The organism is uncultured Microbacterium sp., assembly GCF_964244775.1.
In the GTDB taxonomy this organism is placed as follows: Bacteria; Actinomycetota; Actinomycetes; order Actinomycetales; family Microbacteriaceae; genus Microbacterium.
Genome location: NZ_CAXTJR010000003.1, coordinates 155,695 through 180,210, shown reverse-complemented (window position 1 = coordinate 180,210; position 24,516 = coordinate 155,695). Strand labels below are relative to the sequence as shown.

The 24,516-nt window shown below is 66.9% G+C and carries 23 protein-coding genes and 1 tRNA gene; 12 read left to right on the top strand and 12 right to left on the bottom strand.

The window, feature by feature from the left end:
* Window positions 1-44 precede the first annotated feature (44 nt).
* Together ACFE6Z_RS07915 and ACFE6Z_RS07910 are read left to right on the top strand one after the other, a co-directional pair.
* A tRNA-Ser gene (locus tag ACFE6Z_RS07915) sits at window positions 45-133 on the top strand.
* A gap of 383 nt (window positions 134-516) precedes the next feature.
* The gene (locus ACFE6Z_RS07910) at window positions 517-768 is read left to right on the top strand and encodes an addiction module protein (protein ID WP_375385180.1); all 252 of its coding nucleotides are present in this window, start codon (window positions 517-519) and stop codon (window positions 766-768) included.
* An 821-nt stretch (window positions 769-1,589) separates the two neighbouring features.
* Here the strand turns inward: ACFE6Z_RS07910 and ACFE6Z_RS07905 are convergent.
* On the bottom strand, window positions 1,590-2,024 hold the full coding sequence (locus ACFE6Z_RS07905) for a hypothetical protein (protein WP_375385179.1): 435 nt from the start codon (window positions 2,022-2,024) through the stop codon (window positions 1,590-1,592).
* A 154-nt stretch (window positions 2,025-2,178) separates the two neighbouring features.
* Between ACFE6Z_RS07905 and ACFE6Z_RS07900 the strand changes: the two genes are divergently transcribed.
* The gene (locus tag ACFE6Z_RS07900) at window positions 2,179-2,619 is read left to right on the top strand and encodes a MarR family winged helix-turn-helix transcriptional regulator (protein WP_375385178.1); all 441 of its coding nucleotides are present in this window, start codon (window positions 2,179-2,181) and stop codon (window positions 2,617-2,619) included.
* On the opposite strand, the gene ACFE6Z_RS07895 is transcribed toward ACFE6Z_RS07900, so the two are convergent.
* Window positions 2,616-3,077, bottom strand: coding sequence for a MarR family winged helix-turn-helix transcriptional regulator (locus ACFE6Z_RS07895; RefSeq protein ID WP_375385177.1), 462 nt, complete (start codon window positions 3,075-3,077; stop codon window positions 2,616-2,618). The two genes, ACFE6Z_RS07900 and ACFE6Z_RS07895, sit on opposite strands and share 4 nt — an antisense overlap.
* A gap of 37 nt (window positions 3,078-3,114) precedes the next feature.
* On the opposite strand from ACFE6Z_RS07895, the gene ACFE6Z_RS07890 reads away from it, so the two are divergent.
* Window positions 3,115-3,519 carry a nuclear transport factor 2 family protein gene (locus ACFE6Z_RS07890; protein WP_375385176.1) on the top strand — a complete coding sequence of 135 codons (405 nt, stop codon included), beginning with the start codon at window positions 3,115-3,117 and terminating at the stop codon, window positions 3,517-3,519.
* An 873-nt stretch (window positions 3,520-4,392) separates the two neighbouring features.
* Here the strand turns inward: ACFE6Z_RS07890 and ACFE6Z_RS07885 are convergent.
* The 4 genes from ACFE6Z_RS07885 to ACFE6Z_RS07870 are packed head-to-tail and all read right to left on the bottom strand — an operon-like array spanning window position 4,393 to window position 8,557.
* Window positions 4,393-4,812 carry a DUF427 domain-containing protein gene (locus ACFE6Z_RS07885; protein WP_375385175.1) on the bottom strand — a complete coding sequence of 140 codons (420 nt, stop codon included), beginning with the start codon at window positions 4,810-4,812 and terminating at the stop codon, window positions 4,393-4,395.
* Between the two features lie 60 nt (window positions 4,813-4,872).
* Window positions 4,873-6,201, bottom strand: coding sequence for an NtaA/DmoA family FMN-dependent monooxygenase (locus ACFE6Z_RS07880; RefSeq protein WP_375385174.1), 1,329 nt, complete (start codon window positions 6,199-6,201; stop codon window positions 4,873-4,875).
* Window positions 6,198-7,526 carry an LLM class flavin-dependent oxidoreductase gene (locus ACFE6Z_RS07875; RefSeq protein ID WP_375385173.1) on the bottom strand — a complete coding sequence of 443 codons (1,329 nt, stop codon included), beginning with the start codon at window positions 7,524-7,526 and terminating at the stop codon, window positions 6,198-6,200. Before ACFE6Z_RS07875 ends, ACFE6Z_RS07880 begins: the two co-directional genes overlap by 4 nt.
* Entirely contained in the window at window positions 7,523-8,557 is a 1,035-nt protein-coding gene (locus ACFE6Z_RS07870; protein ID WP_375385172.1) for an LLM class flavin-dependent oxidoreductase, read from the bottom strand. The genes ACFE6Z_RS07875 and ACFE6Z_RS07870 overlap by 4 nt, the downstream gene beginning before the upstream one ends.
* Before the next feature lie 145 nt (window positions 8,558-8,702).
* Here ACFE6Z_RS07870 and ACFE6Z_RS07865 point away from each other — a divergent pair, with 145 nt between their 5' ends.
* From ACFE6Z_RS07865 to ACFE6Z_RS07845, 5 genes are all read left to right on the top strand, one after another.
* Window positions 8,703-9,503 (top strand): DUF427 domain-containing protein, encoded by an 801-nt coding sequence (locus ACFE6Z_RS07865; protein WP_375385171.1) that lies wholly within the window; start codon window positions 8,703-8,705, stop codon window positions 9,501-9,503.
* Between the two features lie 177 nt (window positions 9,504-9,680).
* Complete coding sequence (locus ACFE6Z_RS07860) at window positions 9,681-11,231, top strand: ABC transporter substrate-binding protein (RefSeq protein ID WP_375385170.1); 1,551 nt, start codon at window positions 9,681-9,683, stop codon at window positions 11,229-11,231.
* A gap of 4 nt (window positions 11,232-11,235) precedes the next feature.
* Window positions 11,236-12,279: an ABC transporter permease gene (locus ACFE6Z_RS07855; RefSeq protein WP_375385169.1), complete on the top strand. Its 1,044-nt coding sequence runs from the start codon at window positions 11,236-11,238 to the stop codon at window positions 12,277-12,279.
* Window position 12,280: 1 nt separating this feature from the next.
* Window positions 12,281-13,162, top strand: coding sequence for an ABC transporter permease (locus ACFE6Z_RS07850; protein WP_375385168.1), 882 nt, complete (start codon window positions 12,281-12,283; stop codon window positions 13,160-13,162).
* Window positions 13,159-14,706: an ATP-binding cassette domain-containing protein gene (locus ACFE6Z_RS07845; protein ID WP_375385167.1), complete on the top strand. Its 1,548-nt coding sequence runs from the start codon at window positions 13,159-13,161 to the stop codon at window positions 14,704-14,706. Before ACFE6Z_RS07850 ends, ACFE6Z_RS07845 begins: the two co-directional genes overlap by 4 nt.
* A 50-nt stretch (window positions 14,707-14,756) precedes the next feature.
* Here the strand turns inward: ACFE6Z_RS07845 and ACFE6Z_RS07840 are convergent, their stop codons facing one another.
* The 3 genes from ACFE6Z_RS07840 to ACFE6Z_RS07830 all read right to left on the bottom strand — a co-directional run bounded on the left by ACFE6Z_RS07840 (window position 14,757) and on the right by ACFE6Z_RS07830 (window position 17,421).
* Window positions 14,757-15,998, bottom strand: coding sequence for a catalase (locus ACFE6Z_RS07840; RefSeq protein ID WP_375385166.1), 1,242 nt, complete (start codon window positions 15,996-15,998; stop codon window positions 14,757-14,759).
* Window positions 15,999-16,006: 8 nt separating this feature from the next.
* Window positions 16,007-16,420 (bottom strand): DUF427 domain-containing protein, encoded by a 414-nt coding sequence (locus tag ACFE6Z_RS07835; protein WP_375385165.1) that lies wholly within the window; start codon window positions 16,418-16,420, stop codon window positions 16,007-16,009.
* An 86-nt stretch (window positions 16,421-16,506) separates the two neighbouring features.
* Entirely contained in the window at window positions 16,507-17,421 is a 915-nt protein-coding gene (locus ACFE6Z_RS07830; RefSeq protein ID WP_375385164.1) for a LysR family transcriptional regulator, read from the bottom strand.
* A gap of 67 nt (window positions 17,422-17,488) precedes the next feature.
* Between ACFE6Z_RS07830 and ACFE6Z_RS07825 the strand changes: the two genes are divergently transcribed.
* Both ACFE6Z_RS07825 and ACFE6Z_RS07820 read left to right on the top strand, forming a co-directional pair.
* Complete coding sequence (locus tag ACFE6Z_RS07825; protein ID WP_375385163.1) at window positions 17,489-18,313, top strand: inositol monophosphatase family protein; 825 nt, start codon at window positions 17,489-17,491, stop codon at window positions 18,311-18,313.
* Window positions 18,314-18,326: 13 nt separating this feature from the next.
* Entirely contained in the window at window positions 18,327-18,974 is a 648-nt protein-coding gene (locus ACFE6Z_RS07820; RefSeq protein ID WP_375385162.1) for an NAD(P)-dependent oxidoreductase, read from the top strand.
* 410 nt (window positions 18,975-19,384) lie between these two features.
* Here ACFE6Z_RS07820 and ACFE6Z_RS07815 read toward each other — a convergent pair whose 3' ends face one another.
* Window positions 19,385-20,287: a PhzF family phenazine biosynthesis protein gene (locus tag ACFE6Z_RS07815; protein ID WP_375385161.1), complete on the bottom strand. Its 903-nt coding sequence runs from the start codon at window positions 20,285-20,287 to the stop codon at window positions 19,385-19,387.
* Entirely contained in the window at window positions 20,284-20,724 is a 441-nt protein-coding gene (locus ACFE6Z_RS07810) for an SRPBCC family protein (protein WP_375385160.1), read from the bottom strand. The genes ACFE6Z_RS07815 and ACFE6Z_RS07810 overlap by 4 nt, the downstream gene beginning before the upstream one ends.
* Window positions 20,725-20,946: 222 nt before the next feature.
* On the opposite strand from ACFE6Z_RS07810, the gene ACFE6Z_RS07805 reads away from it, so the two are divergent.
* On the top strand, window positions 20,947-23,691 hold the full coding sequence (locus tag ACFE6Z_RS07805; RefSeq protein WP_375385159.1) for an AAA family ATPase: 2,745 nt from the start codon (window positions 20,947-20,949) through the stop codon (window positions 23,689-23,691).
* Here the strand turns inward: ACFE6Z_RS07805 and ACFE6Z_RS07800 are convergent.
* On the bottom strand, window positions 23,683-24,495 hold the full coding sequence (locus ACFE6Z_RS07800) for an alpha/beta hydrolase (RefSeq protein WP_375385158.1): 813 nt from the start codon (window positions 24,493-24,495) through the stop codon (window positions 23,683-23,685). The genes ACFE6Z_RS07805 and ACFE6Z_RS07800 overlap by 9 nt on opposite strands.
* Between the last annotated feature and the right edge of the window lie 21 nt (window positions 24,496-24,516).

The following is a 24,516-nucleotide window of genomic DNA, read 5'->3' as shown; positions in this document are numbered from 1 at the left end:
TGATTGGCGGGCGCATTCCACCGCTTTCCAGCGCGCGGATGCCTGGAGACGTCGCATAGTTCGGCCTAGTGCACCACCCTGCTAAGGTGGAGACCCCTCACGGGGTCCGAGGGTTCAAATCCCTCCGTCTCCGCTCAAAAACCCCCGGTAAAGCGGGGGTTTTCTCGTTGTGTCCGTGCGCGATGCGCGCGGGAAATCCCGTTCTGGAAAGCCCAAATGTCCCCCAGGTGTCCCCCGCGGGGGACACCTGGGGGACACTTGGGCCTCCGTTGCTGCGTCACAGTCGCGCCGTGAAGTGCCCACGGCCGCGTGATACCGCGGTTTCGCTGGTCGAAGATGGCTAAGGGGGCTACACCCCGCAAAGGTGGTGTCCCCCGATGGCCTGAATGACTCAGAGTCCGCGTTCGTTAGGCGCACCGAGATCGGGCATTTCATCCAGCGGGACATTCGGTGCGGGTAGCGGCTCAGGTCAGGAGGCTCCAGCGGGGTTGTCTCTCGTCGCCGTACAATCGGCATATGACTCCGGGGCTGGCGCAGTACATCGAGGCGGGCAAGTCGCTCGATGCTGCCGAGCGCCTGGAGGCGGCTCACCAGCTGCTGCTCAGTGTCGACCGCGACATTGAGACGGATCAGTCCGAGATCGATGCTGAGTGGGATGAGGTCGTCGATCGTCGCGTGGAGCAGATCGTCAACGGCACGGCACCACTTGTAGACGGACCGGCGGCGCACGCTCGCGTGCGCCGAGAGATTGCCACCCACCGCGAGTGACATACAGCTGGCGTGAGCATGCGGACGCCGTCGACGAGTATCGCGCTGCAGCGCACTGGTACGAGTCAAGCCGTCCGGGACTGGGCGATGCGCTCATGGATGCCGTCGACGCGGCGATGCGAGCATTCTCGACCCATCGATCACGTGGGGCTTCTACGGCGACCGGAAGCGGACCCCGCAGGTTTATTCGCGCAGCGTCCCAGGGTTCCCGTTCGACATCATCTTCGTCATGCTCGACGGACAGATAGTCATCGTCGCGTACGCGCACGAGCGCCGCCGACCCGGCTACTGGTCCCGAAGATTTAAGGACTGACGCACTCGTCGTGTTCGCGCCCAGGTGTCCGCCAGGTGTCCCCGAGGATCCCGGGGATACCGATCCGAGGCGACTCTGGAGAGCATAGAGTGCGTGGCGTGCGACCGTTGTAGCCCGGAAATCTCCCGGTGAGACACTAGATCCGCGGAATCCGCGGTAGGACGCCGATCAAGCTGGCCGGGGCGCAGAACGTCGATTTCACTCTGCTAAGGTTCTCAGCGCCATCGCGACCGTGTTGATCAGAGTTATGGGCAGCGGGTCGGGCGCTGTGGCATCGGGGTCGGACAGGTCGTACGCGAGGCGCGCAACCAGAGGGCAACGGTCGCCGTTCGACTGCCCGCTGAGCTTTCAATTCCTCAATCGCGGTTGCCTGCACGCGCCTGAGCGCGCCCTCGAACCGTTCACGCTGGTCACCGTCGAGTCGTTCTTTCACGAGGTGCGCGTAGTGCAGCGCGAGGAGGGTGATCGTTTCAGCGGTATCGATTGGGACGTCGACGCGCTGGCGCGATTACCGGACTGGCGCGATGCGTAGCGCGATGGGCACGATGGTCGCGATGACGACGAGATGCATGAGCGCCAGGGCGATGACGGCGGTGAGCGACGCGCCGGGAACGAAACCCGTCGCCAGCAGCACGACATCCGGAATGAACGACGCGATGCCGAGAACCGGCACCAGCACGCGCAGCACGGCGGCCGGGTTCGCCGCACGAGACCGCACGATCCGCCATCCCAGATAGGCCGCGAAGTAGCCGACGAGGGTGAGCGGCGCGAAGATGACGAACATCAGCGGATGAAACTCCGCGCTGGCGCCGGCCGCGATCGCCGACACAGCGATGACCGTGTTGGCCGCCACCGTGATCACCGCGCCGGCGACCAGCACGATCGCGTGAGTCCGCGTGGACACGCCGTGCGCGGTGGGGATGGATGTCGTGGAGACGGTCATGAGAAGCCTTTCTCGAGAATAGTGCGACACTCGTACTAATTGATGAGATCAGAATAGTACGACCCTCGGACTAAACTCGAGGGTGTCCGGACTATTCACACCGGCGGGCGTAGAGGCGAGGTCGGCGCTACTCCGGCGGGAGCAGGAGGAATGCGTGTCCGAACCCGCGAGCGACCCTCCTGCGATCTCTGCCGGCGCCGCCTTGATCAGAATGGCGACGGTGATTCGCGACCGCGAACTCTCCGTGCGCACTTCCTTCGACCTGACCGCGGTCGACCTGCACATCCTGCGGCTATCGCCGGGACTACCCAGCATGGGCGCGCTCGTAACGAGCCTGAACGCACCGAAGTCCACGATCACGAGCGCGGTGAAGCGCCTCGAAGCGCGGGGGTTGGTGGTCCGAGGTGCCGACGAGAGCGACCGGCGACGCTACATCGTCTCGACGACCGCCCGCGGAATGACGCGGCTGGCCGAGGTCGAGGCCGCGCTGGCGTCGAGCATCAAGGACATCGTCGACGTGCTGCCCGCAGAACGACGGAATCGGTTGACCGCTCTGCTCTCCCGCATCCCGGACTCGCCGGTGTCTGTGGCCTAGACACTCCCCTCCGGGTAGAGACTTCGCGATTCCACCCGGGTGAGAACCTCGCTGAGAAGATCGGCGACCTCGTGCTGCTCGTCCTGGTCTAAGCCGGCAAGCAGTGCCGAGACCCGTCCGGCGAGGTCGCGCTCGAACTCCCGACTGCGGGTCCTGCCCGCTGCGGTGGGCGTAGCGACCAGCGAGCGCCGATCGCCTGCCGCCGGGTCCCGTTCGAGAAGATCCGAACGCTCCATACGTGCGACGAGTCCGGTCATCGTGGACTTGGGAACGTTCAGCGACGACGTGAGCCCGAGCATGTTGACCGGTTTCACGACGAGGATGAACAGCAAGCGTGCCTGCTGCGAGTCGAGACCCACGGCGGCGGCGCTGGCGTCATAGTGTGCGGCCACCGTTGCGGCGACGCGGCCGAGCTGGGTGATCAACCCGTCGTGCGCAGCGGAGACGTCGGCGGACATACAGCCCACGGTAACCTCAACCGAGAGGATGAATCACATGGACACCACGACGGCAGAGACATTCGTCGCAGACTATCTGCGAGCGCTCGAAGTGGCCGATCTCCGCGCGGTGCTGGCCCTGTTCGACGACTCGGCCGTCGTCCACTCTCCGCTCTATGGCGATGTTGCGGCGCGCGAGTTCTACCCTCGGCTGTTCGCGGACACGTCGTCATCGCGTCTCGCATTGCGGACAGTGCTGCGCGGCGAGGATGCGGGCGCGCCCGTCATCGCGTTCTGGTTCGACTTCGATTGGACCCTCCTGGACGGCACTCTCGCCCCCTTCACAGTGGTCGACGTCGCCCGACTGAATAGGGAAGGCAAGATCGCCGAACTGCACATCGTCTATGACACCGCGCCGATCCGCTCTCTTTTCGACGCAGCGACCGAGCGCTCTGGCGACTGATCGGGCGCGTGACGGATCGCCGTGTCAGGGCACCGGCACCAGCAACTGGCCGTCGCGACGCGACCCTTCGGCCTCATCGAGCATCGCCGAAGCTACGGTCGCCCGCTGATGGATGACGGAGCCAGACGGCGCCGCCCTCTCCAGTGGCACGATCCGGTAGCGGGGCGAGATCGCCCCGTTCTTCAGTGGCCCCGCGTTGAAGACCGTTCCTCCGCCGGCGAGGATCGCGTCGTCGGCCGGCGGGTCGCCGAGGTGGTTGGCGGGGGCCGCGAACCTCGTAGATGGGCGAGAGGGGCTGACTCAGATCCGTGCCGAACGGGTGGTGCCGGCGCCGATGCTCGGATTCATGAGCCACGTCCTGCCGCATCGACACTCGGAATGCGACCAGAATCGGCTCGCGAGCGGGAGCCGCTCGAGTTCGTGAGCCAGGAATTGCCGCATCGGCGGTCGGAATGCGACCACAAGCGGCCCATGAACCGCGGATGCTCAGATTCGGTTGCCGCAGGGTTCGTGGTCCCGAACTGTGACCTATGACCCGAGACATGAGCGACTTCGGGATAGCCGTGACGAATGGACGCCCGGGGTCTTGGGCCGGCGGTGATCACGCGGTCGCCTTGCCGCAGATGACTCACATTGCGCAATGCGACAAGATGCGAGGCGCGCCGGGCGAGCCCCGATTAGCGTGATGCGCAGTGAACAGTGAGGACGGAGTGGCATGTCGTATTTTCCTCTGGAAATCGCCCACGCCGCGCACTTCGCAAGTGCGGGCGCCGCAGTCTCCTCTGACGAGCACGTGGATGCCGATGGATCCGGCCAGCCGTCGGACCCTCCCGCGCTCGAGTCGCTCAGATAGGCGGCGCCCGTGACGTGATGTCAGTTCCGCGACACGCGTTCCACTGTGACGGTCTCGTAGAACGCGATGTATCCCTCGATGTCCTTCGACGCGGGGATCGGGTCGGGGTATGACCAGGCGACCGGTGCGCCGGATTCGTCACCACTCAGCGCCCAGTAGTCGCTCGCGTCACCCTTGAAGGGACAGAAGCTCGTGTGATCGATCGGCGTGATCGTGGTCTGGTCGACATCCTCGCGGGGGAAGTAGATGCGAACGTCGTGACCTGTCTCGTGAAGCTCGAGCGCCGCGTCCGACCTGGCGATCACACGATCGCGGTCGCGGACTTCGAACGTGCCCTCCGCGGGAACGATGCGGATGCGGCTGAAGGCCAGTTCCGCCAGTTCTTCGGGGGAGCGCTCAGCGAGAGGGCGGTTTTCGATGGTCGATGCGGATTCGGACATGACTTCCTCCAGAAGTGACGGGTGGATGGATGAGGTGAGAGAGATGGTCGAGTTCGGCGCTCATGTGACCGGTGCCGGAACCCGACGCTCCGGTCGAACGAGGCCGAATCGTTCGCGCAGCGTGGTCTCGTCGTAGCCGGGGCGGGTCAGACCGCGGCCTTGCAGTTCGGGGACCACGAGATCGACGAATTGCTCGAACCCGTACGGAAGGGTGAGCGCCTGAACGACGAAACCGTCGGCCGCGCCGTTCTCAAAGCGCTCCTGGATCTCGTCGGCCAGCTGAGTAGGCGTGCCGACCGAGATGGACTCCCAGAACGACTCCGCGTAGAGCGCGCGCGGAGTGAGCGACTCACCCGAACGCAGTCGTGCGATCCGCCGATTCGGCGACTTCGACTCGTTCGCGATATCGGTGTCGGGCTCGTAGACGATCAGCGCGTCGGGGTCGGCGACGAGCTGCTGACCGATCGAGTGAGCGATGTCTTCGACGATGAGCGCGTCAGGCGTCGACGCCAGGATCTCGGTCGCGAGAGCACGTGCCGCTGCCTCCGTCTCGGCGACGACGGGCCGGTACGACGGCAGGATCGAAAGCTCGTCCTCGCTCCGACCGTGCGCGAGTACGCGTGCCTTCAGCCCGGCATAGAAGCGCTGCGCCTCCGCGAGCGGGAGTGAGCGAGTGAACACCGCGTCGGCGGTAGCCGCTGCAAGTTCCTGACCGGCATCCGATCCCCCCGCCTGGAACAGCACCGGATAGCCCTGCGGGGGCCGCGAGATGTTGAGCGGCCCGCGAACCGTGAAGTGCTCGCCGCGGTGATCGGCGACATCGAGCTTCTCGGCATCCGCGAAGATCCCGCTCTCGCGATCGGCCACGATCGCGTCATCCGCCCAGCTGTCCCACAGCCGCTGCACGACATGGACGAACTCGGCACCGCGCTCGTAGCGCAGGGAGTGATCGAGGTGGTCGTCGCCGCCGAAGTTGTGCGCCTCTTCGTCGTAACGGGAAGTGACGAGGTTCCATGCGGCACGGCCGCCGCTGATGTGATCCAACGAAGCGAGCGCGCGCGCCACGTGGTAGGGCTCGTTGTAGGTGGTCGACACGGTCGCGGCGAGGCCGATGTGACCGGTGCGCGCTGCGAGTGCTGACAGCAGCGTGAGCGGCTCGAGCCGGGTCTGGCCGTAGTGGTCGACGCCGGAGGGGAACCGATCCCAGAGGTACACGCCGTCGGCGAGGAAGATCGTATCGAACACCCCGCGCTCGGCGGTCTGGGCGAACTGCGCGTAGTAGTCGATATCGACGTGACGCTCCGGCTCGGCGGTGCGGTGACGCCAACCCGACACGTGCGAACCGCCCGGGTGGAAGAGGAATGCGGCCAGGAGCAGGCGGCGGGTCATGCGGCGTACCTTCCGGCGGGGCGGGCGATTCCGAGGTTCTCGCGCAGCGTGCTGCCGGCGTACTCGCGGGGGTAGATGCCGGCGTCGGTGAGGCGGGGCACGATGTCTTCGACGAAGCGGTCGAGGGTTTCCGGCAGTGTCGGCGCCATGAGGATGAACCCGTCGGCCGCCGCCCTCTCATACCGTTCCGCCAGATCCGCGGCGAGCGAGTCGGGGGTGCCGATCGTGAACCTGCGGCGCAGGAACTCCCACGCCAGCTCACGGGTCGTGTGCGGACGCTCGGCGAGCAGCGCGGCGATGGACTCGTATCCGGACTTCGATCCGTTGAAGCCGTCGAGGTCGAAGGTGAACGAGAACGGTTCGTCGAGGTCTCGCTCACCCAGATCGGTGCCGAGGTAGTGCGCGAGCAGATCGACCTGCACTCGGTCGGGCGTCAGCTCCGCGAGCTCGCGGAACCGGTCCTCCGCCTCGGCCCGCGAGCGCCCGATGATCGGGGAGAACCACGGCAGCACCTTGAGGTCGTCGGCTTCGCGCCCGGCGGCGATCGCCCGGTTCTTGTAGTCGCGGTAGAGCGCGGTCGCGGTGGTGAGATCTCCACCGCCGAGGGTGAAGACGGCGTCGGCGGTCCGCCCGGCGAGCTCGCGTCCGGCCTCGGACGCCCCGGCCTGGAAGAGCGGCGGGCGTCCCTGCGGTGGCCGCGGGATGTTCAACGGTCCGCGCACCGCGAAGTGGTCGCCGCGGTGACCCAGCACATGGAGCTTGGACCGGTCGGCGTAGTAGCCCGACTCCTTGTCGAAGAGGAAGGCGTCATCTTCCCATCCGTCCCATAACCCGTTCACGACCTCGACGAACTCCGCGCCTCGCCGATAACGCAGCCCGTGCTCGAGGTTCGCGTCGCGACCGAAGTTGCGGGCCTCCTCGTCACTCGCGCTGGTCACCAGATTCCAGGCGGCGCGGCCCCCGCTGATGTGATCGAGCGAGGCGAGCTTGCGGGCCACGTGGTAGGGCTCGTTATATGTGGTCGAGACCGTCGCGGCGAGGCCGATGTTCGTCGTCACCTGCGACAGAGCACTCAGCAGCGTGAACGGCTCCAGGCGCACGTTGACGCCGTGGTCGATCCCGGAGCGGAAACGATCCCACACATACAGTTCGTCCGCGAAGAAGAGGGTCGCGAAGCGCCCCTCCTCGGCCGTCCGCGCGAAGCGCGTGTAGTAGTCCAGATCCAGGTAGGAGCGCGGCTCGGATGTCGCAGCCCGCCATCCGGTGATGTGCTCGCCCCCGGGGTAGAAGATCCCGGCCGCGAAGATCAGAGGTGCCCGGCTCATGCCGCCACCAATGATCCCGCGACGCTGCGAAGCTCGGGGGCGACGGCGGAGGTGAACACCTGCAGCGCCTCCTTCTGTTCGTCGACGTCGCGGTACAGCCCGTCGAGTTGCAGTTGGATCTGCGTGGTGTACGGGAATGCCGGATGCTGCGCGATGGACGCCGTGATGTCGTCGGGGTTCCCGTAATGCAGGTTGAGTCGACCCGCGATGTCGGCGACCGAGTCGGCCCGGGGGAGGAAGTCTTTGGCCCACTGCCATTTCGCTGTAAGTCCGTCCTCGGCCCTGCGCAAGGCATCCGCTCGGTCTTTTCCCGGGAAGATCCAGGTGGACAGGCCGACGCGCGGCACCGCGCCCTCCGGAAGACCACGATGGTAGGCGGCGGCGGACACCTCGCCGGGAACGAGCTGCGTGGTCCCGACCAGAACACCCTCGCGGCGTTGTCCGGTCTCGAGGGCGCTCTGCTCGGTGAGCGTGGCGTGCCAGATCCGGTCAGCGAGCGATGGTCGCGCGGGCGCCAGCACTTCGCCGCTGTCGGTCAGTCGTCCGCCGCGTAACGCGGCGGTCAGTCGATCGACCGCCGCGAGATAGGCGCGGCGGCTCGCATCACGATCTGCGTCTCGCCTGATCCCGAGCGCATGAGCGATCTCGGGCTGACCACCGTTGGCCAGACCGAGTTCCACGCGACCGCCGCTGAGCACATCGAGAACGGCAGCGTCTTCCGCAACGCGGATCTCCTGCTCGAGTGGCAGCGTGATGGCCGCCGTGCCCAGTCGCAGCGTGGTCGTGCGCGCTGCCAGCACCCCGAGGAACACGAACGGCGACGGAAGACCGCCGAGCCGGCCGGCATCCGGTTTCGCGAGGTGGAACTGGCGCACCCACGCCGAGTCGACTCCCACCGTCTCGGCGAACTCGAAGAGGTCGAGATGGTCTGCGTACGTCTGCTCCAGCGTGCCGCGATGATCGGCGAGGTGAGCGAACAGCCCGATGGGCAGCCGCTCCGACGCGCGGACAGAGGGGTCAGGCGATGGCATGGCGGTCACGTTATGCCGTCCTCCCGCGCCGTAACCAGGAGGCCCCGTCACACGCCGTCACGAGTCGTCATCGGGGGCAACGCTCGACCAGATCGACCGCTCGCGGCGTTTCATGAGGGGCGCACGCATCCCCGAGGAGCCGCCCATGACGCACATCATCGAACCGCCGCCCGCCGCCCAGCCCACCACCTCCGAACGGATCGTGCGCCGAGATCCGCCACCAGCGGCGACGTGGGCATGGGAGCCGAGCCGGCGATGGGTCCGCGGGTGGATCGGCGACATCGCCGTCGCAGACAGCCGTCGACCGATCCTGGTCTGGGAACCGGGAGCGAAGGTTCCGGAGTACGGGTTTCCGGTCGAGGACGTGCGCACCGACCTGCTCGTGCCCGGCGAGCCACCCATCGCCGCCTACTACCGGCCGAAGCTCGCCGCTCGCCAGTGGTTCGACCTCATCGTCGGCGATCGCCGGGTGGCCGCCGCCGCGTGGACGTGGGACCTCGACGAGCTCGACGTCTTCATCGCCCTCACCTGGTACCCGGGCGTGCTCGATCGCTGGACCGAGGAGGAGGACACTGTGTTCGCCCACCCCCGCGATCCTCACAACCGCGTCGACGCGCTGGCTTCGAGCCGGCACGTCGTCGTCCGCGGCGGCGAGCGTATCCTCGCCGACTCGACGTCACCCGTGATCGTCTACGAGACCGGCTTGCCGCCGCGGTACTACCTGCCCCGGGAGGACGTGAACTGGTCGTGGCTCCAGGCGGTGGCCGGCTGGAGCGAGTGCCCATACAAGGGCGAAGCGAGTCAGTACTGGGCCAGCGCGGATGCCCCCGACCGCGCCATCGCGTGGGCATATCCAGCGCCACTGCCCGTCGTCGCGCCCATCGCCGGGCTGATCGCGTTCTACTCCGAGCGCGTGTCGGTCGAGGTCGACGGTGTTCTGGCGTGAGCGGTCGACCGCTGGCGTGTCACACGTCGTCATGAGTCGTCACGGCCCGCAACAACCGCGCGAGGTCTCGACACCGCTGGTGAGATAGCCGACAACCAGGCAGCTCACGCCGGCCGCAGCATCCGCACGCAGCATCAATCCCCCGAAACATCAGTCTCCCGCACCGAAGGACCCGCCATGACCCTCTTGCCCTCTTCGCGCAGGCGGCGACGTCGCTCCGTCGCCCTGATCGCGTCGGCCGCCGCCGGCCTCCTGCTCCTCAGCGGGTGTGCCGCCGGTGCAGCTCCCACCTCCAGTGGTACCGCCGACGCGGTGTACCGGATCGGGATCACCGACCCGGGCGCAGAACTCGACCCACTCACCGTCGCCGACGCCGACGCGCAGCTCGCGGTCGGTCTGGTCACCGAGCAGCTGGTGAGCTTCACCGCGGACGGCAAGACCGTGCCGCGCCTCGCCACCGAGTGGACGACCTCCGAGGACGGACTGACGTGGACCTTCACACTGCGCGACGGAGCACTGTTCAACGACGGGTCGCCCGTCACCGCAGGTGACGTCGTCGCGACATTCGATGCGCTCATCGGCGACGACAGCATCTCGCCCGCCGCGAGCGCGTTCGCGGGCATCCTCGACTCGGTCAAAGCAGGGTCAGACGGCGAGGTGGTCTTCACGCTCGCCCGCCCCTTCTCGGACTTCCCGAGACTCCTCGCCGGCAACAACACCGGCATCCTCCCCGCCGGCTACACGCCGGGAACATGGCTGACGGATGCTGTGGGCGCGGGTCAGTTCGTGCTCGATGACTACCAAGTCGGCGAGAGCATCACGTACAAGAAGAACCCCGACTATTGGAACGCCGACCAGATCAAACTCGACGGAATCGAGCTCAAGGTCTACGCAGATCCGCAGGCAGCCGCGCTGGCGTTCCAAGCGGGTGAGATCGACCGCATCAATGTCTCGCCGGAGGTCTTGGCCACGGTCAACGTCGACGATTACGACACCCTCTCGAGTGGATTCAGCTACTTCCACGGCATCCATCTGAACGTGACGAAGGCGCCGTTCGACGACCCGACCATCCGTGAGGCTCTGGCGTGGGCGATCGACCGTCAGGGAATCGTGGACAGCGTCTATGGCGGTGCCGCAGCGGTCGGAAACGACTACCCGGTGCTGCCCGACTACCTGCCGCAACCGTTGGACATCCCGCAGCGCGAGCAGGACCTCGATAAGGTCGCCGCCCTGCTCCACGGCCGCACGGTGTCGTTCACGATCACCACCTCATTCCAGCTGTACGGAGAAGTGCTCCAGCAGCAGCTCAACGCGATCGACGGATTCGACGTGGGCCTGGACGTGCTCTCGGACGAGAAGTACTACGCCGAAGGCGCGGACTCGCCGTGGCTGAACGCGCCGCTCACGATCACCAGCTGGGGCAAGCGCGTACCGTCGCAGTACTACGGCCTGTTCTACGCGACGGATGCGGCGTGGAACGCGGCGCACTACTCGAACCCGGAACTGCAGCAGCTCGTCGCGGACTTCGACGCCACCACCGACGACGCAAAACGGCAGTCGCTGATCACGCAGATCGCGCAGGGACAGTGGACGGACGTGCCGACCATCATTCCGGCGCTCGCGAAGTCCGAAGTACTCCAGAACAAGCGGGTCCAGGGCGAGTTCATCGCTCCGCTGGACTTCTGGGCGGGCTACAACTTCGCCGGCATCAGCGTCGCAGGGGAGTGACCGCATGACCGCCAGCACCTCGCCCGACGTCGTCGCCTCCTCCTCGGCTACGGCGCGGCAAGGGCTGGCGGTCCTGCGTGCCCGCCACAGCCGCGTCCCGATCCTGATCGGGCGACGGTTGATCCAGGTGCCGCTGGTGCTCCTCGCCGTCTCGATCCTGGTCTTCTGGCTCATCGAGGTCGTGCCGGGTGATCCCGGGCGCAATGCACTGGGCCAGTACGCCACCTCGGAGCAAGTCCAGGCGTGGAATGTCTCACACGGTCTGACCGGCTCAGTCTTCGAGCGCTACCTCTCCTGGCTGTTCGGCTTCATCACCGGCGACTGGGGGACCAGCATCATCTACGGCGCTCCGGTCCGGGAACTCATTCTCGGTCGCCTCGGCAATTCGCTGCTGCTCGGCGCGGTCGCGTTCGTGATCCTCCTGCCGCTGGCCTTCACACTCGGGGCTGTTCAAGCCCGTCGCGAAGGATCCCGGACCGACCGGACGCTCACCATCGGCTTGATGTCGCTCGCCTCCGTGCCGGAATTCGTCGTCGGCGTCTTCCTGTTGATCGTCTTCAGCCTGTCGCTGCGCTGGTTCCCGATCCAGTCGTCGATCCGCCTGGACGGGAGTCCCGGCGAGGTGCTGTTGGCCCTCGCCCTACCGGCGATCACTCTGGCGCTCGGCTATGTCTCCGTGCTCGCCCGCATGACTCGCACCGGAGTCCTCGACACCACACGCTCGCAGTATTACCGCACCGCCGTCATCAAGGGGCTGCACGGACCCCAGCTGGCAGTCGGGCACGTCGCGCGCAACGCACTCATCCCGACCGTCTCGCTGCTCGGCATCTATCTGGGCTCGCTGCTCGGGGGGAGTGCCATCGTGGAGACTCTCTTCGGCTATCCCGGTCTGGGTGCCCTCCTGGTAACGGCCACCGTGAAGAAAGACATCTTCCTCCTGGAGGCGGGGGTGATGGTCGTCGGCGTGATCGCCCTGCTCGCTCTCCTCATCACCGATATCGCGTTCGTCCTCATCGACCCGCGCGTCCGACTCGAAGAGGTGGACTGAGATGGCCATCGCCGCCCCGCCGACCGATCGCGCGCTGGGCACGCTTGTCGGCACACCGGTGCGCTCGACCCGTTCTCGCCGTTGGCGGGCGCTGCTGTCCCGGCCGGGCTTCGTCCTCTCGGCGGCCGTTGTGCTCTTCTGGATCTTCGCCGCACTGGGTTGGCGTGCGCTGGGGCTGGACCCGTTCGCCGACACCGGCGCGCGATTGCAGCCGCCCAGCGCCGAGCACTGGTTCGGCACCGACAGGATCGGACGGGACGTGTTCGCCCGTGTGCTCGCGGGCGCGGAATCCGCGCTCTTGATCGGCCCTCTCGGGGCGATCCTGGCCACCGCGCTCGGCTCGACGTTGGGGCTGATCGCGGGATACCACCGGGGCTGGGTCGATCAGGCGTTCATGCGCGTGTTCGATGTTTTTCTGACCCTCCCGACGCTCATCTTCCTCCTCGTCATCGTCGGAGCCTTCGGCGGCAGTCCCCTCTCGATCGTCCTGGCGGTGGGCATCCTCTTCGCACCCGGCATCGCGCGCATCGTCCGCGCCGCCGTCCTCGTGGAGATGGGCAAGCAGTACGTGCCGAGCGCGCGCATCCAAGGCGAGAGTTCGCGGCGCATCATCTTCGGCGAGCTGCTGCCGAACATCTGGCCCCAGATCCTGGTGCAGGCGACGCTCAGCGTCGCGGCGGCGATCTTCATCTCGTCGTCGCTGTCGTTCCTCGGGCTCGCCTCTGCACCACCGTCCCCGGACTGGGGACTCGCGGTGAACGAGAATCGCAGCTACCTGCAGTCGGCCTGGTGGACGTTGGCGTTCCCCACTCTCGCAATCGCCTCTCTGGTCGTCTCCATCAACCTGATCGCCGACAATTTCCGAGAGGTGTTCCGAAGATGACCGAACCCGTCGTGTGTGTTCGGGGTCTCACCGTCGACTACAAGGTCGAGGGAGAGCTCCAGCGCGCCGTGGACAGGGTCGACTTCGACATCGCACCCGGCGGCGCACTCGGGCTGGTCGGCGAGTCCGGTTCAGGCAAGAGCACGATCGCGTTCGCGCTCGCTCGCTTCCTTCCCGCCGGGGCGCTCGTGCACGCGGACCAGCTCACGGTCGCCGGTGAAGACGTGCTCGGCCTGAACGAGCGCGCACTGCGCAAGTATCGGCGGACGCGGATCGGATTCGTCTACCAGGAGCCGGGCCGGGCGCTGAATCCGACGCGTTCGGTCGGCAGCCAGGTCAGCGAGACTTATCGGCTGCAAGGTGTGCGCGCCCGAGCAGCGCGCGAGGCGACGCTCGCGGCGTTCGATGACGTCGGGCTGCCCGATCCCGCCCAGCTCGTGCACCGATTCCCGCACGAGCTGTCGGGCGGACAGCAGCAGCGCGTCGTGATTGCGATGGCGCTCGCAACTGACCCCGCGCTGCTCATCCTCGACGAGCCCACCACCGGGCTGGACAGCCGCATCGAGGCCGAGGTCATCGCGCTCGTCGACCGGCTACAGCGCGAGCGCGGATTCGCGACCTTGCTGATCAGTCACAACCTCCCCTTGGTCGCTGCCCACTCGGAGCGGATCGGTGTGCTCGAGCGCGGCATCCTGGTCGAGTCGGGAACCGCGATCGACATCGTCGAGCGACCGCAGCACGGGTATTCGAAGCTTCTGATCGACGCGGTTCCCTCCCTGGAGGTTCAGTCGCGACCCGTCGCGGCCACGCACGCGCAACCCCTCTTGAGTGCGCGCGGGGTCACGAAGACCTACGGCGGCACCGTGGCACTCGACGGTGTCGACCTCGACATCGGCCGAGGCGAGGTCCTCGGCCTCGTCGGCGAATCCGGCAGCGGCAAGACCACGCTGGGCCGAGTGATCGCCGGGCTCACCCGATCAGGCGGCTCCATCCAGTTGCATACCGATGAGTCGACACGGGTGCCGGTGCAGTTCGTCTTCCAGAGCCCGGACGCGTCGCTGAACCCGCGACGCACGGTGCGTCAGACGCTGACACGATCGATCGAACTCCTGCACGGCGAGACGGATGCCGAAGAGCTCGCGCTGAGCACGGGTCTCGCGGGCGATGTCCTCGACAAGCTGCCCGACGAGCTGTCGGGCGGGCAGAAGCAGCGCGTCGCGATCGCTCGGGCCTTCGCCGGGCGGAGCCCTCTCGTCATCTGCGACGAGCCGACCTCCGCGCTGGATGTGAGCGTCCAGGCGCGGGTGCTCGATCTGTTGATCGAGCTGCAGGAGCGCACCGGAGTCTCGTACCTGTTCATCACCCACGATCTCGCGGTCGTCCGGCGTATCGCGCATCGGGTGGCCGTTCTGCGACACGGTCGGATCGTTGAAACCGGACCCATCACCGATGTCTTCGACGACGCGCAGCATCCCTATACGGAGTCGCTGCTGTCGGCCGCACGCGATCTGCGGGGCGAACAGCGCGCTCTGGCCGCGGCGTAGCGGATAGCCGAGCCGGCGACTGTCGTCCGCGGCTGTGTCATCAGACGGAGTCAGCGAACGGCGTCGGCGATCTTGGCGCCCTCTTCCGCGTCGATCTGCGTCCAGTAGCTCACGACTCTTTCGCGGAGATCGGGGTCGGTGATCTCAGCGATCTGCGCTGCCACGATGGCTCGCAGTCGCTCCCGCGCGTCTTCGTCCAAGACGCGCCGGACGAGCTCGCCCGCTTGGGTGAAGTCATCGGTCGTCTTCCACACCCGCGCCCGGCGGGCGAAATCCTCGTCCCAGTTCGACTCCAGCGGGCCTGACGGCGGCACTGCGGGGCGCCGGGCGAACTCGTCCTTGACCCGATGCTGATGGAAGCGCCAGTAGCTGTCGATGCGGGAGATGAGCATCGGGTCAGGGCTGGGGCCGATGCCGGGAACGAAGCTCGACGGCGCGAACGCGGCCTGCTCGATCTCGCCGACCTCGTCGTCCGGATTGCGATCGAGCACGAGCCGGCCGACCTCGATGAGCGGGTACTGGCTCTTGGGCCAGACCTTGGTCAGATCGAAGGCGTTGAACGCGTCCGTCCGCGCATCCTCGTAGGGGATGACCTGCACCGAGAGCGTCCAGGAGGGTCGGTCGCCGCGATCGATCGCGTCGCGGAGGTCGGACCGGCGGTGATCGACCTCCGGGGCGAGGATGAGGTCGGACTCATCGTCGGTGAGGTGGGGGGTGCCCTGCTCCGAGCGCAGGTGGTACTTGACCCAGAAGCGCTCGCCGTCGGCGTTCGTCCACTGGAATGTGTGCGAACCGAAGCCGTCCTGGTGGCGCCACGAGAGGGGGATGCCACGGTCGCTCAGGAGCCACGCCACCTGATGGGCAGACTCCGGGTTGCGGGTCCAGAAGTCCCACAGGCGGTCGTAGTCGAAGACGGCGCCGTCGCGGTACATCTTCTGTGCGACCACGAGCGAAGCGAACTTCGCCTCGTCGCGGAGGAAGAACACCGGCGAATTGTTGCCGACGAGGTCGTACTCGCCATCAGCGGTGAAGAACTTGACGGCGAAGCCGCGCAGGTCGCGCCACGCTTCGCGGCTGCCGCGGAAACCGAGTGTCGCCGAGAAGCGTACGAGGGCATCGACTCGCGACCCTGGCTGGAACAGGGCCGCGGACGTGAAGGCGCTGACATCGGCGGTGGTTTCGAAGAACCCGAGCGCGCCGCCGCCCTTCGAGTGACGGATGCGCACAGGGACCGGGCCCTGGTCAGCCGACGGGTAGTCGGCTCGACGGTCGACCGTCCCTGTGCGCGTCATCGCGATGCCTAGCCGACAGGGCGAACGTCGACGGAGTCGTAGAACGCCACATAGCCCGCGATCGGCGCGAAGGCGCTGATGGGCTCTGGGTACGACCACGCCGCCAGTGCGTCGTCGGCGGTGACTTTCAGCGCCCAATAGTCGGACGCGACGCCCTTGAAGGGACAGAATGTCGTGTTCTCGACGGGACGCAGTTTGTCGAGCACCACGTCTTCGCGAGGGAAGTACAGTCGGGTGGGTACGTCGATCTCGTGCAGTTCGATGACGCGAGAACTCGTCGCAAGAAGGTCGGATCCGTTCCACGCCTCGACGACGCCGTCATGCCTCTTCAGGTGCACGAGGCCGTCGGTTGCGACACCTGCTGCTTCCAGTACTGCTGCTTCGGCCATTTCTGCTCCGTATCGCTCGGTCGTGATGCTCACGGGCGATCGGTCACGCCCGCGTTCATACGCTAAGTGAGCTCGCACGTCGTAGCTCGAAGATGAACGCAGGTTGCGCCGCGGTGATCTCAATCGTGTCCGCCGGCGCTGTACGCCCCCGCGAAGGCCTCCCTCACCTGCGCTCTCAGCCACTGATGGGCCGGGTCGGCCTCGTATCGCTGGTGCCAGGATGCGACGGCAAGGGTGGGCGGGACGTCCAGGGGCAGTTTCCGGATGACCAGGCCCAAACCCTCGACCAGTCGACGACTCGCCTCGACGGGGACTGCCGTGATCGCGTCGGTCTGCTGGGCGACCCGCAGCGCGTCGACACTGTTCGGAACCGAGGCGATCACTCGCCTGGTCAGCCCCAGCGACGCGAGTGCGTCATCGATCTGGTCGCGCATCCGGCCCCGCCGGGAAACCACGACGTGCAACGCCGATGCATATCGTTCCGGGGTGAGTTCTCCCGACGCCAGTGGGTGACCGCGACGGAGCGCGATCCCGACGCCGCCGCTGGCCAAGACCTCGAAGCTGATGTCGGGAGTGGTCGGCACGGTTCCACCGAGCTCAAGGTCCACGCGGCCCCGCTTGAGTTCGCCCGTGTCCTCAGAAGACTCGGCGACGAACCGAACGCGGACCGACGGTGCGGTCCGCTCCACGATCGACAGGAGGCCGCTCGCGAGCGCCCCGGTGAACAGATCGTGGCTCTGGATGGTGAATGTGCGGTCGAGGGTCGCCACGTCGAACTCGCGCTGCGGCGCGAGAACCGCGGAGGCGGCCCGGACGAGAGCGTGCACCTCCTCCCGAATGGCGACGGCGTAGGGGGTAGGGATCATCGACCGCCCCGATCGAACGAGAATCTGGTCTCCGGTCAGCTTCCTGAGGCGCCCGAGGGCGCGACTCGTCGCCGGCTGTGAGACGTGGAGCCGGTCGGCGGCACCCGTCACAGAGCCTTCCTCGAGAAGTGCGTCGAGCATCGTGAGAAGATTCAAGTTCAATTGCACGCAGGTAATACTACAGAATGCAATAATTGTCTTTGCGGTTATGGAGGACGTTCCTTACCGTTGACGCATGACCGAAACAGACCTGATTGCCACCGATACCCGGCTCCTTGGTGCCGCCGCCGCGGCGGTGCGCGCCGCGACCGACCACATGCACGAGCGCTTCGCCATGCAGCCCCGACCGGTGAGCCGTGACGACGTCGTTGAGAGCATCCGAGCCGGTGACGCCGAATCGCTGAGCGTTCTGCGTCCACTGCTCGAGGCCGCCTACCCGGCGGCCCGCTGGGTGGAGGATGAACTCGATGACGGCTCCCTCCCGCGCGGCGACTGGTGGGTGACCGACCCGGTGGAAGGCGCGATCAACTTCGTTCACGGCATCAGCGAGTGGGCGGTGACCGCCACCCTCGTTCGAGACAATGAGCCCGTCCTAGCAGTCGTAGCCCTCCCGGGGGGATCTGCCACGTACACGGCGGTGAGAGGCGGTGGCGCATTCCTCAACGGCCGGCCGATCCGTGTGTCGGCCAAGACCCGGCTTTCGGCCGCTCTGGTCGGAACCGGCCAGGCGAGCCCCCGCGAGACCGCCGATACCTTCGCGCTCATCGCCCGCACCCTCCCGGTGATGATGGCAGCATCCGGCGTCACGCGAGTGTCCGTTCCCCCGACCCTGCAGCTCATTCACGTCGCGGCAGGACGGATGGATGCCTTCTGGCAGCACAGTGCGGTGCGGTCGGGCCTGCTTCCCGGGGCCCTTCTCGTCGAGGAGGCCGGCGGAACTGTCACCGACATTCACGGCGCCCCGTGGTCGCTCGCCAGCACCGACTTCCTTGCGACAGCACCAGGCGTGCACGGCGAAGCCGTGAGCGCGCTCACCTCAGCACTCACCCCCATCTCCTGACGAGGAATACAGCATGCACATCGCAGTTCTCGCAGCATCCGGCAAGACCGGCCAGCAGCTCGTGCTTCACGCCCTCGACCGCGGCCACACCGTCACTGCGATCGCCCGTCGCCCGGAGGCCCTGGAGCTGCCGGCGTCCGATCTGCTCACCCGGGCGAGCGGAGACGTTCGTGACCGCGGTTCGATCGCCCGCGCCGTGGAGCACGCCGATGTCGTGGTCTCGGGGCTCGGAGCGGTGCGAGGCGACGCGCCAGGAGTTCTGCTCGCCGGGGCTCGCGCACTCATCGGTGCCGGCTCGCCGCGCATTCTCTGGCTCGGGGCTTTCGGCACGGGCAGATCCGCCGACATCGCCGGCGCGTTGACCCGCGGAATCCTCACGCTGGCGCTGGGGTCGGAACTGCCGGACAAGGTCGCCGCAGACGGCGAGATCCTTGCGGCGGGCGGGACCGTATTCCACTCGGGTCCTCTGACCAACGGACGCCTGGCGACGTACCACACGGTGCCACTGGATGCCGTCCGACGCAGACTGATCCCCTCGTCCTTCAGCCGAGCGACAGTCGCCTCGGCCATGCTCGATGAGGCGGAGGGGCCCGCTCGCGGGGGTCAGCTCCTCGTGCCGGTGCTCGGCCCCTCCCCGCGCGCTGAAGCGGTCACTTCATAGCCCGCAGTACCGAGCAGTGGATCGCAGACGTCATGCAGCCGAAGCTAGGGGATTCGCTGATCTGAACGTGGACACGAGGGTGGGGCGAGAGTCACCATGAGACATGTCCACGTCCGGCCTCGCTCAGCACCTCTTCGATCGCGCCGCGGCAGACGAGCAAGCCGCCTACCGGATCCTCCCTCGCGACGACATACCCGCTGTGAGAGCCGCGATTCGTCAGCTGGCGCGAGAACGACACATCCATATCCGAACGGCGGTCGTTGACGATGTGCTGGCTGTCGTCAGGAAAGACGCGAAAATCTGGAACGAACCCGTCAGCACCATGAGGACCAAGCTCACTCCCGGATAGCGGCACGCACCGTGGGACTACGCGCTCGCGCGACTCGGGTTGCGCTGACTCCGAGCGGCGGCTACGAGCGTGCGGGTAGATGGAGTGTGCCGCTCGCCGTCAGCACGCCCGACCCGCTCAGCCGAACGAGCGGCCCGTCGACGGTCACCTCGAGTCGGCTAGGACGCCCGAGCGCCGTTCCCTGCTCGATCGTCGCAGGCGCGCCGGCCGCGACATGGCCCTGGTCGACCAGACGTGCCGCGAGAGGTCCTGCGGCGGTACCCGTCGCGGGGTCTTCGACGATCCCGACGGTGGGGTTGAAGAAGCGCGCATACGCGACCGCGTCGGTTCCGGCATCCCGGGTGTAGACGTAGCAGCCCTCGCCTTCTGCATCGCGCAGCACCGCGAGCAGGCGGCTCGAGTCGGGCGTTGCGCGGTCGACCGCCGTTCGGTCGTGAAGCGGCACCAGCAGGTGGCCGACCCCGGTCGAGACGACCTGGGGCGAATCGTCGGGCGCGAGATCGACAGCATCCAGCCCCAATGCTGAGGCGAGCGCTGCGCGGTCGATGACCGTGGCCGCGAATTGCGGGGCAGATTGGTCCATGGTGACGAGATGCCTCGCGTCGCCGTCGCGCCGAGTGACCTCCACGGCGAGGACGTCGTCGCCGATCTCCTGCCGGAACCGCGTCTGGTCGGCCGGCAGCTCGCCGGACTGCGCCAGCCAGATCCACGCGCCCATGGCGTTATGCCCCGCCCCGAGCACCTCGACGCCGACTGCGGTGAACGAGCGGAGCCGCCAGTGCGCAGTGGGTGCCGTCGGCCGCAGGAGAAAAGTGGTCTCGGACTGGTTGAACTCCTGAGCGATCGCCTTCATGCGCGCGACGTCGATGGCATCGGCGTTGGGCACGAGCGCCAAAGGGTTGCCGCTGAGCGGCTCACGGGCGAACACGTCGACGAAGAAGAAGGGCAACTCCACGTCGGTCACGGTACAACGATTCCTTCCGCGAGGTACGCGAGGCGACGGAGGGTCTCGGTGTTGCGCCACCACAGCAGAGGCTCCATGAGCGGCCGGGGGATCCATGCCCCGGGGCCTGCGACGGGCTCCTCCTGGATTCGGACGACGCACCCCTTTCCTCTCGGCTTGACGTCGAGGGTCACGCGCGCTTCACCCAGCGGCCATCCGGTGGGGCGCATGATCATTCGGTGGGGCGGGCTCCACTCGATCGAATGGGTTTCGTCGTTGATCATCACCGGCCACACGCCGAACGAGTGGTGCAGCTGCGAGCCTGGATCCGGCCATGAGACATCGACATCCCGCATCCTCGTTGCGCCCACCACCCATGAGGGGTAGAGCCAGCCGTCAGCCAACACCCGGAAGACAGCCTCGACGCTGCATTGCAGCTCACGCACGTTCACAGACATCCGAACTCCGCACTCGTCATCCGCGGTCCGTCAACCGGTGCGACGGATCCCGGTCTCCACTCTCACCGTGGCGGGACGATGCAGACATGGGATTGACAATCGCGTCACCCGGTCGGGGTCCACAACCTCCCTCGCCGGAGCCCGGTGAGACGGCTACGATCGCGGGAAAGCAACGTGCCGACCTCGACCGACGGGTTTTCCTGCGCGCTGCGGTGAGTGTTGGTGGTGGACGCCGGAGAGTTGATCGGCCGGCAGGCCGAGGTCGAGAGGATCGCGGGTGTCATCGCCGGGTTGCCGGCATCGGGCGACGCGCTGCTGGTCACGGGCGAAGCCGGCATCGGCAAATCGTCGCTCCTCGCCTGCAGCGAGCGTCTTGCGCGGCAGCGGAATGTCGTGGTTCTGAGTGCCGTTGCGTCAGAGGCGGAGGTGCATCTGCCCTTCGCCACTCTGCACAGCTTGCTCCACTCAGTCGAGACGCAGCGGCTGCGGTTGCAGCCGCGGTTGCGCGCGGCGCTGGATGCGGCGATCGGCCTGGGCGACGAAGCTCCTTCGGATGTCTTCCTGGTCGGGCTCGCGGTTCTGGAGCTCTTGAGCGAGCTCGGCCAGGGCCGAGGTGTTCTCGTTACGGTCGATGACACGCAGTGGATGGATTACTCGACGGCTCAGGTCTTGGGTTTCGTGTCACGGCGCGTTCGGGCAGACCCGATTGCGATTGTCTTCGTCAAGCGCAGCGGGTGGTCGAGTCCACTCGACGAGGCCCACCTGTCGACACTCCACATCGGATCACTGTCTGACGAGGATGCAGAGGCCTTGTTGGTGTCGCATCGGCGGGAACTCGACGCCGCCGGTCGACGACGGATCCTCGAGCTCGCTCAGGGACACCCTCTGGCGCTTTTGGAATTGGCAGCGAGCGGGAATCCGTCGGATGACGCGGAGGACCGCATCCATCTCGGCGACCGACTGCGGGAAAGCTTCGCGGTGCGATGGGCGGGGCTGAGCCCCGCGGCGAACGCCGCATTGCTCGTAGTCACCGTCAGCGACGGCGCTCCGATCGAGGAGGTACTCGCCGCCGCCGATCATCTGGTCGATGCTCAGGATGCCTCGATCGGCGTATGGGAAGAGCTCGCGGCAACAGGGGCCGTGCGAATCGACGATGGACACATCCGCTTTCGGCATCCCCTCATCCGGTCAGCGGTGATGGCTACGGTTTCCGCCCAAGAACTGCGCGCCGCGCACAGGTCGCTGGGCGCCACTCTCGGCGCTCCCCAGCGGGCGGCGTGGCATCTCGCGGCCGCGGCGACCGGCGCCGACGAACACGCCGCGGAGGCCCTCGATGAGGTCGCGGCCCACGCGCGCGCCGGCGGCGACGTTGCCTTGGAACACCGAGCGTTGGCGCGGGCGTCGGAGCTGAGTGAGAATCCGGCCCGCCGTTCACGCCGACTGTTGCGTGCCGCTCAGACCGCTGTCGACCTGAATCGGCCCGGCGTGGCGCGTAGTCTGGCGGCTCAGCTCGATGCCACCGCACTCGGGCCGATTGATTCGGCTCGCTTCGCCCTCTTGCGGGACAGTCTCGATGCCACCGCGCACTCGCAATCGAGGGTCGATCGCCTTGTTTCGCACGCGCGTGCCGTCGTTGCCGCCCATCCCGACCTCGCCGTGTCACTCCTGATCGCGGCCGGTACGCACCTCACCGCCGCCAGTTTCACTCTCGAGGCCGACTCCGCCACCGACGTGACCCGAGCACTGGCCGCGCATCTCGGCGCGGATGATCCGCGGGTGGTGGCGGTCTTGGCCGTCGTCGATCCGCAGACGAACGCGACTCTCGTCCGTGAGCGCCTGTCCCACATCGACTTCGACGCCTTCGATGAACGAGACGAGCTGCTCGTCAACGCCACCGCGTTCGTGCTGGATGCCGACCCGACACTGGCTCGCCTGCAGGCCGCCGCCATCGACAGATTCAGGGCGCGCGGACAGTTGAGGGCCGTTGCATCGCTGCGTGTCGTGCACACCTGGACCGCGATCGCGTTGGCCGACTGGCCCGAGGCAATGCTCGCCGCGGAGGAGGGCATCCGCCTCGCGCAGGAGACGGGTTCCGCGCAGTGGGAATCGGGTTCGGTGATCGCTCTGGCGATGATCGCGGCCTTCCGCGGAGATGAAGAGGGCGCCGCCGCAGCCATCACGGCTGCGGAGACGTTGGCGGCGACGAAGGGCGCGCAGAATGTGCTGACCGGTGTGCAACTCACCCGTGGCGTCGACCACATCGCCCGCGGTGAATTCGACGAGGCGACATCGGCGCTCAAGCGATCCTGCGACCCAGATGATCCGTCGTTCCATCCCGTGCAATCGCCGTGGTGCCTCGGCGATCTGGCGCAAGCCGCCTACCACTGCGGTCGCCTCGACGAGATCCGACCCATCATGGCCTCGTTCGGGACGGCGCGCACATCCTCGCCGTGGCATCGCATGGCGTCGGAGTACGCTGAGCCGTTCCTGCGAACCGATCCGGCCGGTGTGGAGGCTGCTTTCCTCACCGCCATCGCAGGCCGGGTTTCGCGATGGCCGACGTACCGTGCGCGGATGCTGATCGAATACGGGTCGTGGCTACGTCGTCGGAGGCGCGGCGACGAGGCGAAGGACCGACTGCGCACCGGGAGGGATCAGGCGGACGCGTACGGCTTGCACCCATGGTCGATGCTTGCTCGGCACGAGTTGCGCGCGATGGGGGAGGAAAGCGCGCGTGCACATGTGGCGGCGTGGGAGCGGCTCTCACCGCAAGAGTTGCACGTAGCGCAACTGGCGGCCGCAGGGCTGTCGAATCGAGAGATCGGCGAGCGGCTGTTCCTATCGCACCGCACCGTGGGCTCGCACCTGTACCGGATCTTTCCCAAGCTCGGAATCACCAACCGCGCGCAGCTGGCGGCGGTAATCGAACAGCCCGAGCGCCGCCCGAGGGCTCAGCGCTCAGCGTGAGACGTTCACCACGCGCGCATCGATCCAGCTGAGGATGCTCTCAGCGACCTCCCGCCAGCCATGATCGATGGTGAGGGAATGTCCGCGGTCGGGAAATTCCACGAGCTCTGTGACGGCAGTGGAGTGCCGGTACTGCTTGAGCGTCGACTTCGTGATCGCGGTCGGGACAGTGTGGTCCTTGCCTCCCGCGATCAGCAGCAGCGGCCCGCGTTCGTCGTTTCCCGTTTCGACGGCCGCGGGCGAGTGCCGCGAGAAGTTTGCGCTGGCCGCCTCGAAGAGCGGCTTCCCCGGCGATGGGATGTTCCACTCGGCCCACAGCGTGTCGGACTCTTCCTCGGTCAGTTCGTTGCCGAAGCTGTAGCGGAACTGTTCCGCGGTCAGCGACACTGATCGCTTCTCGTTCGCAAAGTCTTTGAACACGGGAAGCGTCGACCGCAACGATGACAGTGGGAGCGGCAATACGCCTTTGATCTGTGCCGCATCGATGGCCACACCCGCGCGTCCGAGGTTCTGGCCGAGGAGCTTCTCAGTGATCATGCCGCCGAAAGAGTGCCCGATGATGATCGGGCTCTGACCCAGGTCTCCGATGATCTCCGCGTAGTGGGTCGTGACGTCGTCGATGCCGTGCCCCGCCCCCGACTGGGAGTCCTCGCGCGCGGCATCTACCGATTCGGGCTCTCCCGGCCAGGTCGGTGCGACCGGGTCGAATCCTCGAGCGGCGAATAATTCGAGCCAAGGATTCCACGAGGATGCTGCCAGCCAGAGGCCGTGGATGAAAACGACAGGAATCGGCGCTTCGGTCATGGTTCATTCCTTCGACTCAAG

What these genes read in the sequence shown, in the direction of transcription:
- ACFE6Z_RS07880 (WP_375385174.1), bottom strand. Translation starts at nt 6,201, where the DNA reads ATGACCCGCCGCCTGCTCCTGGCCGCATTCCTCTTCCACCCGGGCGGT.
- ACFE6Z_RS07860 (WP_375385170.1), top strand. Translation starts at nt 9,681, where the DNA reads ATGACCCTCTTGCCCTCTTCGCGCAGGCGGCGACGTCGCTCCGTCGCC.
- ACFE6Z_RS07850 (WP_375385168.1), top strand. Translation starts at nt 12,281, where the DNA reads ATGGCCATCGCCGCCCCGCCGACCGATCGCGCGCTGGGCACGCTTGTC.
- ACFE6Z_RS07855 (WP_375385169.1), top strand. Translation starts at nt 11,236, where the DNA reads ATGACCGCCAGCACCTCGCCCGACGTCGTCGCCTCCTCCTCGGCTACG.
- ACFE6Z_RS07905 (WP_375385179.1), bottom strand. Translation starts at nt 2,024, where the DNA reads ATGACCGTCTCCACGACATCCATCCCCACCGCGCACGGCGTGTCCACG.
- ACFE6Z_RS07840 (WP_375385166.1), bottom strand. Translation starts at nt 15,998, where the DNA reads ATGACGCGCACAGGGACGGTCGACCGTCGAGCCGACTACCCGTCGGCT.
- ACFE6Z_RS07810 (WP_375385160.1), bottom strand. Translation starts at nt 20,724, where the DNA reads ATGTCTGTGAACGTGCGTGAGCTGCAATGCAGCGTCGAGGCTGTCTTC.
- ACFE6Z_RS07820 (WP_375385162.1), top strand. Translation starts at nt 18,327, where the DNA reads ATGCACATCGCAGTTCTCGCAGCATCCGGCAAGACCGGCCAGCAGCTC.
- ACFE6Z_RS07870 (WP_375385172.1), bottom strand. Translation starts at nt 8,557, where the DNA reads ATGCCATCGCCTGACCCCTCTGTCCGCGCGTCGGAGCGGCTGCCCATC.
- ACFE6Z_RS07910 (WP_375385180.1), top strand. Translation starts at nt 517, where the DNA reads ATGACTCCGGGGCTGGCGCAGTACATCGAGGCGGGCAAGTCGCTCGAT.
- ACFE6Z_RS07875 (WP_375385173.1), bottom strand. Translation starts at nt 7,526, where the DNA reads ATGAGCCGGGCACCTCTGATCTTCGCGGCCGGGATCTTCTACCCCGGG.
- ACFE6Z_RS07845 (WP_375385167.1), top strand. Translation starts at nt 13,159, where the DNA reads ATGACCGAACCCGTCGTGTGTGTTCGGGGTCTCACCGTCGACTACAAG.
- ACFE6Z_RS07895 (WP_375385177.1), bottom strand. Translation starts at nt 3,077, where the DNA reads ATGTCCGCCGACGTCTCCGCTGCGCACGACGGGTTGATCACCCAGCTC.
- ACFE6Z_RS07890 (WP_375385176.1), top strand. Translation starts at nt 3,115, where the DNA reads ATGGACACCACGACGGCAGAGACATTCGTCGCAGACTATCTGCGAGCG.
- ACFE6Z_RS07825 (WP_375385163.1), top strand. Translation starts at nt 17,489, where the DNA reads ATGACCGAAACAGACCTGATTGCCACCGATACCCGGCTCCTTGGTGCC.
- ACFE6Z_RS07800 (WP_375385158.1), bottom strand. Translation starts at nt 24,495, where the DNA reads ATGACCGAAGCGCCGATTCCTGTCGTTTTCATCCACGGCCTCTGGCTG.
- ACFE6Z_RS07885 (WP_375385175.1), bottom strand. Translation starts at nt 4,812, where the DNA reads ATGTCCGAATCCGCATCGACCATCGAAAACCGCCCTCTCGCTGAGCGC.
- ACFE6Z_RS07865 (WP_375385171.1), top strand. Translation starts at nt 8,703, where the DNA reads ATGACGCACATCATCGAACCGCCGCCCGCCGCCCAGCCCACCACCTCC.